Raw genomic sequence first — 14,136 nt, forward strand, 5'->3', positions numbered from 1 at the left:
TGATGAACCTAGAATACGACCGTAGCATCGCGAAGTGGAGAGATTTATTGCCAAACATTAAAAGCATTTATTAGATAATTAATTGTCATGGTAAACAAAAAATTATTGTTTGCATTTTTCTTGGAAAGCAGCTTCAGTGCTTTTCCGTTTCATCACTCCCGCCCTTTGTTTCAAATCCTCGCCCTCGTGCCTCGTGCTGTGGGTTTTACACTTCGGTCGCCTGCCCGTACAGGCGGGGGTTTAGGTGGCAGGGCCTGTTGTGATATCCAGTTTTTTTTAGCTCAGGCATGGGAACAGACCTTTGTTAATAAACCCGATAGAGCTAAGTAGCCCACAGTGAAGCGCAGCGAAACGAGGACTACTAGCGATAGCGGGACAAAAGCACCTATGAAATACAGACCTTTCATTTCCCCCAAAAAAAACCGTCATCTCGACTGAAACGCAGTGAAATGGAGAGATCTATCTAGAGACAGATTTCTCAACTACGCTCCGCTCGAAATGACGGTAAATTTATAATGACGTCTTGTTATACTATTTGCTCAATTCAGCGAAATATTTGTGGAATAAAGGCAAAGTTTCAATGCCTTTATAGTAATTGTAAATATCGTATTTCTCGTTTGGCGAGTGCAATGCATCGCTATCCAAACCGAAACCAAAAAGCACGGTTTTAATACCCAATACATCTTCGAACAAAGCCACAATCGGAATACTGCCACCACCACGTGTAGGGATTGCCGTTTTGCCGAAACTATCTTCAATTGCTTTTTCAGCAGCCTGGTAAGCTATGCTATCGGTTGGCGTTACCACCGGTTCGCCGCCATGGTGAGGGGTAACTTTAACCTTAACATTTTTAGGGGCAATGCTTTCGAAATGTTTGGTAAAAATCTCCGCAATTTCTTCTGAGCTCTGGTGGGGAACCAAACGCATCGAAATTTTGGCATTGGCTTTACTTGGCAATACGGTTTTTGCGCCTTCGCCAATGTAACCGCTCCAGATGCCGTTAACCTCCAAAGTAGGTCGTGTACCGGTACGCTCTAAAGTAGAATAACCTTTTTCGCCCCAAACTTGTTCAATATCAAGGTCTTTTTTATATTCTTCTTCATCGTAAGGTGCAGAATTTAATGCTTTTTTCTCCTCATCGGTTAATTCTACCACTTTATCATAAAAGGCAGGAATCGTGATGTGGTTATTTTCATCGTGTAATGAAGCAATCATTTTGCATAAAATAGTAGCCGGATTTGCTACGGCACCACCATAAACACCTGAGTGAAGATCGCGGTTAGGGCCTACCACTTCTACTTCCATATAAGCTAAACCGCGCAAACCGGTTTCGATGGATGGATGTTCCATGCTGATCATCGAAGTATCAGAAATTAGTACTACATCTGCTTTTAAGCGTTCTGCATTATCTTTCACGAAGATTCCAAGGTTTGCAGAACCTACCTCCTCTTCGCCTTCGATCATGAATTTAACGTTACAGGCCAGGGTATTGGTCTCCATCATTAATTCAAAAGCTTTTACATGCATGTAAAACTGTCCTTTATCATCGCAGGCACCGCGGGCATAAATTTTGCCATCACGTACCGTAGGTTCGAAAGGCGGTGTATGCCAAAGCTCCAATGGATCAGCAGGCTGAACATCGTAATGGCCATATATGAGTACTGTAGGTAACGAAGCATCAATAATTTTTTCACCGTAAACAATCGGATAACCGGCCGTTTGGCAGATTTCGACATTATCAGCACCTGCATCTTTTAATTTCTGGGCAACATAATCTGCTGTTTTTAATACATCGCCTTTAAATTTAGGATCAGCACTAACCGATGGAAAACGCAATAATTCGAACAACTCATCTAAAAAACGTTGTTTGTGCGTTTCTACATAATTTTTAATCTCTTGCATAACAAAATGAATTTGGACAAATATAGGCTTTACCAAATAAACGACACAGTAAGGAAGCTTTAATTATGCTTGCATAAATGTAAAATCTTATTTAGTATCAGCTCGTTTGCGCTGCAAATTATTTTTTTAACCGTTTAATAACATACAAAACTTCAAAATTTTAAAACACGTCTTCCAACATCTACAAAAAAATGGTTTACTGTTTGTAAAAAAGAAATTGCATCGTTAATTATGTTTACTTTTTTGTAAATTGCGCCATTAACAGATATCCTTAAATCCTGTAAGAAAGAATTTTAACAATGAAGTTTAGCGCAAAAGTATTTTTATCTCTGCTGCTGCTTCTTTTTGCCCGCAACTCTTCTTTTGCACAGGCTCAAAATCCTACACGTGTAAGCTGTCCTGATGCAGCGCAATACTACGCCAAAGACAGCATAAATATCGTAACTTTTGGGGCCAGCACAGTAGAGGGAGTTAAGGGTTTAAGTTTCCAACCTTTGCTCCAAAACAACTTTTTAAACTGTTATACCAATAAAATAGTCGACATAACCAATCATGGTATCAGCGGGCAAACTACTTTTCAGGGTCTATTGCGTATTGATAACGCGATTGTTGGTAGAACCGGCTTTATCGTAATTGATATGGGCGTTAACGATGCCATAGCCATTACAACCGGCAAAGGCAGCGTAGCTGAAACAGTTGCTAATATGCGTGTATTTATCACTGCAAGTTTAAAGCAGAAATTGGTTCCGATTTTATGTACACTCCAATTTGTTGATGACAGAACCAATAAAAATTTAATCCCAGTAAATACCAATATCAGAAACATTAATGCAGAATACAGAAAACTGGCTGCAGAATACAAAATATACCTGGCCGACGTAAATGCAGCGATGAGACGCGATTTTAGCTTATATCAAGATCCATACCATCCGAATGCGCGTGGCTACAGATTAGTGAGCTATGTAATTTTTGATGCGATCAACAAAGCTATCTTTGATAAATTCCTGAAGTTTACCGTTACCCAAAATTATCCCAACCCAGCTGCCATGCAAACGTTTATTGATGTGGTTTTGCCCGAAACGGATAAAATCAACATCCAGATTTACGATTTAATGGGCCGGTTGGTTAAAACCGTGGTAAACGAATACCTGAATACGGGAAAACATACCCTCGAGATCAACACCTCTGCCTTTGTACCCGGCATTTATTTTTTTAAAGTTTCTTCCGACTCCGGTCAGTACAACACGACCAAAAAGTTTATTGTATCGAGGTAACAAAAGCATTAAATATTAGTCAGATATTTGATTAATACGTTTAATATCTTCGATTATGTCATCCGATACTTTTTTCACCAACGAAACCATTGATCTCGATCATCTTCCACAATACGAAGAAATCCCGTTGAAACAACCACATCCCAGCTATTGGAAAATCATCTGCATCAACCTGATTATCTTTTTCGTGGTACTTGGCATCGGTACCGGCTCAATTTTATTTTTTGTTAACGAAATAAGACCAAATGCTGTTTGGATCGTTCCGCTTTATTTCATCCTGGCCGTCATTTTCTTTTTGCTTTTCCGCTTAAGTTTTAAAAAGCGTGGTTATGCGGTACGTACACATGATGTGATCTATAAAAGCGGGATTATTGCCGAATCGACCACTATTGTGCCTTTAAACAGGATACAGCATATTGAATTGAATGAGGGGATTTTTTCGAGAATATTCAAATTGGGCTCGCTACAGGTATTCACCGCAGGCGGACAAACCGGACATATCCATATATCGGGGATTGCCATTGATGAAGCAAAAAGCATCAGGGATCTGTTGCTTAAAAAACTGGATCTGCTCGAAAATCCAGCAACCGAAACTGAAGTATAATGGATAACGATTTTAGTAAACCACAGCGCGAATCGGCTTTTGGAATCATCATAATGGGTGCCCACACCATGTTAAAAATTGGCCGGGCTACATTTTTCCTATTTGTAATCGCCTTTGTAAAAATGTCGAGCACATCTTTTACCTACCTTATATTGGGTATAGCTGCCATCATCATATTCAGTTTTATATTTGCTTATTTATGGTATCTGAAATTTACATTCTTCCTGGATAAAGAAAAGCAGGAATTTGTGGTAAATAAGGGGATATTCAACCGCGATCAGGTGATCATCCAACTCGATAAAATCCAGCAGGTTAATATCAACCAGAATATCCTGCAAAAAATTATCGGTGTTTATGGTTTAAAAATCGATACAGCAGGTGCGCATGGTGAAGAGCTAAGCATAAAGGCAATTGACGAAACCTCCGCTTATAACCTTAAAGAACACCTATTAAACAGAAAAACCGAGGTTAAAGCAGAATCGGAGATTGAACAAGAAAATTATGCAACTGAGGAAGCTCCATTTTTAAGAATAAGCAACCGGACTTTATTTAAAGTTGGATTAACCTCTAATTATGGGCAAAGTTTAGCCTTACTGGCTGCATTTTTTTACACGGTAATTTATGAAGGCAGGCAATTGCTTGATGCTTTTAAAATTAACAAAGATGAAATTCAAAGTACGGTAACCGGTATGCTTACCATTGTTACGGTTTTTATATTAATTGCATGCCTTTTAGTTGTTTTACTGTTAATTAACCTCGTTAGAACCTTTTATAAGTATTTCGAACTCGAAATTAGTGAGCATAAGAATGCCTTATTGCTTTCTTCGGGTTTAATTGCTAAGAAAAATACATTATTGAGTCCAAATAAAGTCCAGATTACCAAATACAGTCAGAATTACTTCCAAAAGAAGCTGAACATGTTAAACATAAGCTTAAAACAGGCTCATTTTGGACAAAGCAAAAAGGGACACGAAATGCAGGGCAATACTTTGGAAATCCCGGGCTGTAACCCTGCAGAACGTGATAAGCTGCTTAAAATGATATTGGGCGATAAACCCTTAAAAGGCAAAAGCTTTATCCCCGACTGGCGTTTTTTAAACCTGCCTATATTCTTTAAACTGGTTTTACCCGTTGCCATTTTTTTGATTTTTGCTTTCAATATCCCTGAATTAAAGCCTTTTACCGGTATTGCCATCCCCTATTTTTTAATTGGGGTAATCATGATTTATATCAGTTACAGAAGGCACCGTATTTCGGTAAACCAGGACTTTATCATCAAAAAAAGTGGCATCTGGGATATTTCGAATGAAATTATCAACCCGAATAAAATCCAGGCGATTACCACTTTCCAATATCCATGGCACAAAGGTGTTGATGTGGGCCACCTTTCTCTGCATACCGCGGCCGGGCAGATCCATTTTAAATATGGCAACTACACAGAAATTAAAAAACTTGTAAATTACTGGTTGTACCAGATAGAGAGCAAACATGAAGATTGGATGTAGTAAGGTTGAAGGTTTTTTAGGGGAAAGATAGAGGGTAAAATTATACGAATGATGTGTTTTATGCCTCCAAGAGGCATATTTCGACACAAATTTTGAAACCGTGGATTTTCTCATAAATAGTAGTAGAAACCTAACTGGCTTCGGGTATGTGGTCTGCAGGCCATCCCACACAGACCACACCATTAAATTTTCAAAATTATTTTATGCGAGCTATACCTAAAGCATCATAATCCCTTTGATGTTTCCTGCCTGCTTATAAACAGCAATCACTTCATCAGCATTTTGCACCTGCTTTTTTACCGTAATTGAAACATATTTCCCTGTTTTTGATGCTTGCTCAGTAAACTCATCATTAGGTAAAATGGCACGTAAATCCTGTATTTTATCTAAGCCGCCTGTGATGATAAATTTAAAATTGTAAACACCTGGAAAATGTTCAACACTTTCCAATTTCTCTTTTAAGTTAACATAAATATCTTTGTTATCCCCATCTGGGATATCAGTAAGCTCAATATCCTTATTTAATCTTTTCTCTTCCATTTGCAGACTATATCAAATTCTATACCTAAACCATCAGCGTGTAATTCTGACAGCCTGTTACATTTATTTAAGACAAAAATGCCTATGGTTTGTGTCTCCATTAACTATTATTCTAATTTTTAAACCATCAATAGCAGCACAATTCCAATTTAAATAAACCTTGGCGTAGCGGATACCGGCCTGGCGCGAAAGGCCTGCAGGCGTATGAGCAAAGCAAAGGAGTAACGATAAAATGAAATACAGGTGTAGCTTTCCTAAAAATCTTCTATTGCCATGGTTAGCGTCTCCCCCGCCATGGTTCGCATCGCCACGAACCATAACTTATTTACACGGAAAATAAGCTTACGCACAAAAAATGGTATCAAAATAGATTCTGAAACAAGTTCAGAATGACGACTACGAATAATTACCAACACCTTTGGCAAAAAGCCCCAATAATTGTTATTTTTGAACCTCAAAAAAACAGGAGCCGATTTGGATTATTTAGAAGGATTAAACCCACAACAAAGAGCAGCAGTAGAAAACACAAAAGGACCGGTAATGATTGTTGCGGGTGCCGGTTCGGGCAAAACCAGGGTAATTACCTTCCGTGTTGCCCACCTTATCCAAACCGGAACCGATCCATTCAATATCCTGGTTTTAACCTTTACCAACAAAGCGAGTAAGGATATGCGCGAGCGTATCAGTAAAGTAGTTGGTGCAGAAGCCAAAAACATCTGGATGGGTACTTTCCACTCCGTTTTTGCGAAAATCTTACGTGTTGAGGCCGAAAAAATAGGCTATCCGAACAATTTTACCATTTACGATACCGACGATAGTAAAAGTGTATTACGTGCCATTTTGAAGGAAATGCAGCTTGATGATAAGCTTTATGCGGTAAACTTTGTTTTTGGCAGAATTTCATCAGCAAAAAACAACCTGATTTCATGGGGCGAATACCAGGCAAATGATCAGATCCAGGCAGAAGATATCCAAAATAAACGTCCGCTTATCGGACAGATTTACGAACAGTATGCCAAACGCTGCTTTAGGGCCGGCGCAATGGATTTCGACGATTTATTGTTCAAAACCAACATCCTGTTAAAAGAGCATCCTGAAGTTTTAAATAAATACCAGCAGAAATTCAGGTACCTGATGGTGGATGAGTACCAGGATACCAACTTTTCGCAGTATACCATTGTAAAAAAACTGGCTGCCGCTTATCAGAACATCTGTGTGGTGGGCGATGATGCACAGAGTATTTATGCTTTCCGTGGTGCAAATATCCAGAACATTTTAAATTTTGAACGCGATTATCCTGATTTAAAGGTTTATAAATTAGAACAGAATTACCGTTCTACCCAAAATATTGTTGATGCAGCCAGTAGTATTATTGCCAACAACAAAAACCAGCTGGAAAAAAATGTATTTTCAGAAAATGATCCTGGCGACAGAATCAAGGTTTCGCGTGCTTTTACCGATAACGAAGAAGGTAAACTGGTTGCCGAATCCATCATCCAGGAGCGTAGTTTAAAAGGTTATACTTACCACGATTTTGCCATTCTTTACCGTACCAATGCACAGAGCCGTGCAATGGAGGAAGGTTTGCGCAAGCTGAACATCCCTTATAAAATTTACGGTGGTACATCATTCTATCAACGTAAAGAGATTAAAGATTTAATTGCCTATTTCCGTTTAACCTTTAACCCGAAAGACGAAGAGGCCATTAAACGTGTAATCAATTACCCAAAACGTGGAATTGGCGATACATCAATCGATAAAATTATCGTTGCAGCAGATCAGCACGGAAAAACCATGTGGGATGTAATTTCGAATCCACATGAGTATGTTGATGGCCGTTTGGCCAATCAGCTGAACGATTTTGCCATGATGGTACAGAGTTTTCAGGCTGAGGCAAAAAAGCTCGACGCCTACGATTCGGCCCTGTTTATCGCACAGCATACCGGCATTTTAAAAGAACTATATACGGATGATAGCGTTGAAGGGCGCGCACGTTACGAGAATATCCAGGAGTTATTAAACGGTATTAAGGAATTTGCCGAGCGTGAAGATATAGAGGAAAAAGGCCTTGATATTTTTATGCAGGATGTTGCCCTTTTAACCAACGATGATAAAGACGGAGACAAAAACAAGGATACGGTTTCATTAATGACGATCCACTCTGCCAAAGGTTTGGAGTTTAAAAATGTGTTTATTGTTGGTTTGGAAGAGAATCTTTTCCCTTCGCAAATGTCGGTAAACTCACGGTCTGACCTCGAAGAGGAACGCCGTTTGTTCTATGTGGCCATTACCCGTGCGGAGATTAAACTCACCATTACCTATGCTACTTCGCGTTACCGTTGGGGAACATTAACCAATTGTGAACCAAGCCGTTTCATCAACGAAATTAACCCTCGGTTTTTAGAACTGGATGTTAAACCTGCCAAATCGAATTCGTTTGACGGTAATTTTGATGATGAGCGCAAAACATGGACCTCACAGCCGCGCGATTTTTTCAGCAAACCAAAACCTGCTGCAGGCGCAACGGCCTCTGCCCCACCGGCACGACCGAAAACCACAACCTTATTGGCAAAAGCCCATATTCCAACACCAGGTTTTACCCCATCACAACCACACGAATTTCAGGGTGGCATGGAAGTGGAACACGAAAAATTCGGCTTTGGAAAAATCATCAGTCTTGAAGGAAACTTACCTGATGTAAAAGCAACAGTATTTTTTCAGGGATTGGGCAACAAACAGTTACTGCTTAAATTTGCCAAATTGATGATTGTAAAATAATTCTCCTTAATTTAAGGATTAGCAGAAAAATAAAAGAGTGTGTCCGATAAGATCAGACACACCCTTTTTTACTTAGCCCTTTTAAAGCACATTTAATTAATATTCCGCTTATACCTGCGAATAGGTTGTAGGAACCAAAAAAGTATTGCTGATTTTAGAAATCGTATTCGCATACTGAGCATCCGACACCAGTTTTTTCCAGTCAGGATCAGCTACAAAAGCAGCCCATCCTTTGTTACGCTCTTCCATATTGTTGCATGTAACCATATAAGTAAGCCGGGGTAATTTATCGCCAGCAACTACTTCGCCGCAGAATACCGGGTTCAATTTTGCCCGCTTAAAAATAGCGAACTCTCCATCATGGAACATTTTAATTTTCCTTCTTACCGCATCTTCACTATATCCTTCATATGTTCTTAATTCAAACAGGCGGGACTCTTTTGATGGAACAACAATTTTAGGCCAACCATCAAAAGCAAGCATCAAAGAAGAAGTAAAGCGACTATATACTGCTTTATCAGCGGGTATACTATTATAGGCTGCACTATTTTTAATATAATCTGCGTCTGCTTTTACTTTTATTGCTACTGAAAGATAGTCATCCAAAGATTGGTAAGGTGTAAGCAAATAAAATTTAGCGGGTTCTGAAGGGCTCCATTCTTTAAAAACACCAACTGTTGCCACCCCATATTTATTCAATGCCGGAATAAGTGCCGTTTTAAAGTAATTTTCGAGCTGTGCCTGATCTGAACCAAAGCGCATTTCATATTCGCGCCATTCGTATATTTCTTTCTGTGGTGCCGGCAATTTGTCGCCAGCCATTGCGGGGACGATGGGTACGGCAGCAACCGCTGCAACTGTAAGTGAAGATTGGAGAAATTTTCTGCGTTTCATAGTTGATTATTTTAGATTAAATGCTTTTGAAGATAGATAATTCTGATCGAAAGTCATTTACAAAATTGGATTAATTTTCTGAATTTCAGCATCATAGCGTAAGAAAAATTCGATCTACAATTCATTTTAGGCCTTATTTCGAACAATTGAAGGTGGTGAATTTTGCTTCTTTAATCAATAGCTAATAATAATCAATTTGCGATTACCAATACCAAGCAATTTAAAGAGAATCCGTCTTCCCGAACCTGTTCAGGATCTTTTTCTCAAACAACATTATTATGCCATACTTACTTTGACAATCTTTAGCCATTACGCCTTTAAGATTGTCAAAGTCTAGAACAATTGCTAATTAATAATCATTTCGCAATAATCAATACCATTCGCCTTAATGCTCTTAACTTCTTAATGGTCAAAAGAATGGAAAATGAAAGATAGATGAATAATCAATTCCACTCCTTAAAAGCTAACCACAAAATCTTAAATTCTTAACGGTCAAATGATAGAAACAGCTAAAAACTTCCGCCACCTAATAAGCAGACCGGTCTTCAATAAATTCGCCCGCTCTGAGCATAACAGTATTGTCACTTTCAGACGATCTAACCACTACATTCCATTCATCCATAACCTTGATAATCTCAACCAGGCTTCCAAACGGAAAAAAACCACCCTTGTTATCAACCGTAATCTTCACTTTATCCCCAACTTTAGGCTCCTTAAAAAACAGCTGGTTACCAACAATGCTCAGTCCCTCAATTTTTTCAAGATCCGATAGAAGATATTTCGGTAAGGCGATTCAGGATTCAGCGATACCAGCACAAAAGACTGGGTTTCAATTTCGTACTGAACATGCATTTTATAAAAAAATTTACCCCTTAACCTATCTCCAAGATAAATTTTATCTCCCTGTGCCGTACGGAAGCCCGTATAAAAAGATTCGATATCCATAATTTAACCGATAAGATCTGATTTTTCATCTTAAACAACAAGTAAACCCACAAAATTTAAAATTGTTACCTTGAAAAACCCCAAAATTATCCTTAATATTGGGGTCGGATTTCCCGATTATAAACCATGCAACTTACTAAGTTAGAAATTAAAGGTTTTAAGAGCTTTGGCGATAAAGTGACCATCAATTTTAATGAGGGTGTTACTGCTATTGTTGGCCCTAACGGTTGTGGAAAATCCAATGTAATCGATGCCATGCGATGGGTTCTGGGCGAGCAGAGTACCAAAGCACTGCGTTCGGAAAAGATGGAGAACATCATTTTCAACGGAACCAAAAACCGTAAACAGGCACAATTGGCCGAGGTTTCGCTGAGCTTTGATAATACCAAAAACATCCTACCTACCGCATATTCGCAGGTAACGGTAACGCGCAAACTTTACAGAAATGGTGATAGCGAATACCGCTTAAACGATGTTCAGTGCAGGTTAAAAGATATTACCGACCTGTTTTTGGATACCGGTATCGGATCAGATAGTTATTCGATCATCGAGCTGAAAATGGTTGATGAGATCATCACCAACAAAGAACATAGCCGACGTGGATTATTTGAAGAGGCATCTGGAATTTCAAAATACAAACTTCGTAAAAAGCAGACATTCAGTAAATTAAAAGACACAGAAGCCGATTTAGAACGTGTTGAAGATTTACTTTTCGAGATCGAAAAGAATTTAAAAACCTTAGAAAGCCAGGCGCGTAAAGCAGAACGTTATTATAAATTAAAAGAACAGTACCGCGAGTTGAGCGTTCAGCTGGCTACGCACCGCATTGCCTTTTTCCGCACCGATTTAACTGCTTTAGAAACTCAGGAACAAAACCAGCAGGTAAACCGTACCGAACTTAGTGCTAAAATAGATACCGGAGAAGTTGAACTGCAAAAGCTTAAACTCGGTAGTATTAACCAGGAGAAAAATCTTTCGGTACAGCAAAAAGCGACTAATGAACTGGTTTCCAAAATCCGTGCCTACGAAAGCGAGAAGAAAGTAAAAAATGAGCAGATGCGTTTCCTTCAGGAAAAAGAAACGCGTTTATCCGGTGAACTTGAAAAAGATAAAAACCAGGTTAACCACATCAAATACAACATCAAACGTTTAAATGAAGAAGTTGTAACAGAAACAGAGGTTTTTAACCGTTTAGAATCTGATTTAAAACTCCTTAAATCTACGCTTGATACCCTACGCGAACAACAGCAGACCGAAAAAAACAGGATCGATAACCTGATTAAATCGGTTAACGAACTGCAGAACACAGTTTACCAATCGCAAAAGGAAATCGATATCCTCAATATCCAGAAAGATGCGCTGGTACAGGAAACCAACCGCAATGTCGACGATACCGAAACCAAAACATTGGAATTAAAGGCTTTTGACCATGCTTTGGCCGAACTTGATATCCAGGTACGCGAAAAACAGGCACACATTAAAAACCTGACAGAAGCTGAAGAAGTTTTAAAAGAAAAACTGGCTGCATCAGAGATCAATTTAAGTTCGAACAAAGAAAAATTAACGGCCGAAAACCGTAAAAAAGACGCCAAGCAGAACGAATATAACCTCACTAAATCGTTGGTTGATAGCTTGGAAGGTTTTCCTGAATCCATCCGTTTTTTAAAGAAAAACAATGCTTTTGCAAAAAGCGCCCTGCTCCTTTCTGATATTTTATTCTGTAACGAAGATTACCGCATTGCGATAGAGAACTACCTCGAACCGGTAATGAACCATTATGTGGTAGACAAATATACTGATGCTGTTCAGGCCATTAACCTGTTAACCGATGCCAGCCGTGGAAGGGCAAACTTTTTTATTTTAGAAAATGTTCCCGATAAAAATCCGGCTATTGGTACCCACGAAGGTCTGGTTTCTGCTTTATCGGTAATTGAAGTTGATAAAAAATACCAGCATCTTTGTAATTTGTTGTTGCAAAATGTATATATAGCTGTAGCCGAACAGGAAAATCTTTTTAAAGAAACACCAACCGACAGTTTAACCATATTGGCCAAAAACGGAAAATATGCGCAGACCAAATTTACTTTGGCCGGTGGCTCGGTAGGTTTGTTTGAAGGTAAAAGGATCGGTCGCGCCAAGAATTTAGAAAATCTGGCTAAGGAAATTAAAGCCTCAGAATCGCTGATCAATCAGTATAATGCTGCTATAAAAGCTGAAACAGATAACATTTTCGACCTCAAAGAGGCTTCAAAAATCAATCAGATCAATAGTCTGCAGCAGGAAATGAACCGTTTAAATAACGAACACATTTCTGTACAAACGCGCCGCGATCAATACCAGGAATTTATTACCACCAGCGAGAACCGCAAAACAGATATTGCGCAGAAAATCGTATCGATAGAAAAAGCTTTATCAGAAAAACTACCGGCACTGGTTCAATTGCAAAAGGACCAGCAGGAGGCGCATGTTAATTTACAGGAGCAACAACTTAATTATCAGGAAATTGCCGACCAGGTAAACGAAAGCGCAGGTAAATACAATCAGGATAATATCCGTTTTCACCAGCAACAGAATAAATTATCCAGTCTGGAAAAAGACCTGGACTACCGTTTTGTACAGGAAGAAGCTTTAAACAAACGTATTGCCCAAAACGATAAAGAATTACAGGAAGCTTTAACCCAGATTACCGCAACTTTACAGCATACCGACCTGAATGATGATACGCTTTTAGAAATGTATCAACAACGTGAGGAGATGGAAAAAGGACTTGCAGAAGCAGAACAGGCCTATTTTGCAAGCAAGGGAAGCATCAATGAGGTTGAAAACGACCTGACTAATATCCGTAAAAACCGAGAAGAAACCGATTTTCTTTTAACCGAGATCAAGGACAAAAAGAATGCCTTAAAAATTGACTTAAATGCTTTAAAAGAACGTTTAGCCGTAGAATTTAATATAGACATTAACGATCTTTTAGAAACTGATCAGGAAATAGAAGCGCTGGAAAGCGAGTTTGAACTCCGCCAGAAGGTAGAAAAGATGAAGCGCCAGCTCGACGAATTTGGTGCTATCAACTCTATGGCCATGGAGGCTTTTAAAGAAATGGAAGAACGTTATGTTTTTATCCAGAACCAGAAAAAAGACCTTAATGCAGCCAAAACCGATCTGATCCAAACGATAAAAGAAATAGACGATACCGCAAAAGATAAATTTATGCAGGCCTTTACCCAGGCCCGCGAACATTTTATTGTGGTTTTCCGTTCTTTATTTAACGAGGAAGATAGTTGCGACCTGATTTTATCCGATACCGTTAATCCTTTAGAGGCTGATATCGATATTGTAGCCCGTCCGAAAGGCAAGAGACCACTATCCATCAACCAGTTATCTGGTGGTGAAAAAACTTTAACGGCCACTGCCCTATTGTTTTCGTTATACCTGTTAAAACCTGCTCCTTTCTGTATTTTCGATGAGGTTGATGCTCCTTTGGATGATACCAACATCGATAAATTCAATAATATTATCCGCAAATTCTCCGATCAGTCGCAGTTTATCATCGTATCGCATAATAAACGTACCATTGCCAGCACCGACATTATTTATGGTGTAACGATGGTAGAACAGGGCGTTTCGAGGGTTGTAGCAGTCGATTTAAGAGAAGTAGCAGCTTAATTTACTCCAGACCTCGCAGGTTTTAAAA

Annotated in this window: 9 protein-coding genes; 5 read left to right on the top strand and 4 right to left on the bottom strand. The window is 39.0% G+C overall.

Annotated elements, in window-relative coordinates:
- Positions 1–531 precede the first annotated feature (531 nt).
- Complete coding sequence (locus B2V92_RS13155) at positions 532–1,902, bottom strand: dipeptidase (protein ID WP_293308748.1); 1,371 nt, start codon at positions 1,900–1,902, stop codon at positions 532–534.
- Positions 1,903–2,201: 299 nt separating this feature from the next.
- Here B2V92_RS13155 and B2V92_RS13160 point away from each other — a divergent pair, with 299 nt between their 5' ends.
- From B2V92_RS13160 to B2V92_RS13170, 3 genes are read left to right on the top strand one after another with little or no spacing between them, the layout of a single operon-like run.
- Positions 2,202–3,176, top strand: a complete 975-nt coding sequence (locus tag B2V92_RS13160; RefSeq protein WP_293308750.1) for an SGNH/GDSL hydrolase family protein — start codon at positions 2,202–2,204, stop codon at positions 3,174–3,176.
- Positions 3,177–3,231: 55 nt separating this feature from the next.
- Positions 3,232–3,780: a PH domain-containing protein gene (locus B2V92_RS13165; protein ID WP_293308752.1), complete on the top strand. Its 549-nt coding sequence runs from the start codon at positions 3,232–3,234 to the stop codon at positions 3,778–3,780.
- Positions 3,780–5,285, top strand: a complete 1,506-nt coding sequence (locus B2V92_RS13170; RefSeq protein WP_293308755.1) for a PH domain-containing protein — start codon at positions 3,780–3,782, stop codon at positions 5,283–5,285. The genes B2V92_RS13165 and B2V92_RS13170 overlap by 1 nt, the downstream gene beginning before the upstream one ends.
- A 216-nt stretch (positions 5,286–5,501) precedes the next feature.
- Here the strand turns inward: B2V92_RS13170 and B2V92_RS13175 are convergent, their stop codons facing one another.
- Positions 5,502–5,825, bottom strand: coding sequence for a DUF493 family protein (locus tag B2V92_RS13175; protein ID WP_293308757.1), 324 nt, complete (start codon positions 5,823–5,825; stop codon positions 5,502–5,504).
- Positions 5,826–6,299: 474 nt separating this feature from the next.
- On the opposite strand from B2V92_RS13175, the gene B2V92_RS13180 reads away from it, so the two are divergent.
- Entirely contained in the window at positions 6,300–8,603 is a 2,304-nt protein-coding gene (locus B2V92_RS13180; RefSeq protein WP_293308765.1) for an ATP-dependent helicase, read from the top strand.
- Positions 8,604–8,711: 108 nt separating this feature from the next.
- On the opposite strand, the gene B2V92_RS13185 is transcribed toward B2V92_RS13180, so the two are convergent.
- Both B2V92_RS13185 and B2V92_RS13190 read right to left on the bottom strand, forming a co-directional pair.
- The gene (locus B2V92_RS13185) at positions 8,712–9,497 is read right to left on the bottom strand and encodes an NIPSNAP family protein (protein WP_293308759.1); all 786 of its coding nucleotides are present in this window, start codon (positions 9,495–9,497) and stop codon (positions 8,712–8,714) included.
- A 741-nt stretch (positions 9,498–10,238) separates the two neighbouring features.
- Positions 10,239–10,442 (bottom strand): hypothetical protein, encoded by a 204-nt coding sequence (locus B2V92_RS13190; protein ID WP_293308761.1) that lies wholly within the window; start codon positions 10,440–10,442, stop codon positions 10,239–10,241.
- Between the two features lie 126 nt (positions 10,443–10,568).
- On the opposite strand from B2V92_RS13190, the gene smc reads away from it, so the two are divergent.
- Positions 10,569–14,108 carry a chromosome segregation protein SMC gene (smc, locus tag B2V92_RS13195; protein WP_293308763.1) on the top strand — a complete coding sequence of 1,180 codons (3,540 nt, stop codon included), beginning with the start codon at positions 10,569–10,571 and terminating at the stop codon, positions 14,106–14,108.
- The last annotated feature ends 28 nt before the right edge of the window (positions 14,109–14,136 follow it).

It is taken from the genome of Pedobacter sp. UBA5917, from assembly GCF_002432345.1.
Classification (GTDB): Bacteria; Bacteroidota; Bacteroidia; order Sphingobacteriales; family Sphingobacteriaceae; genus Pedobacter.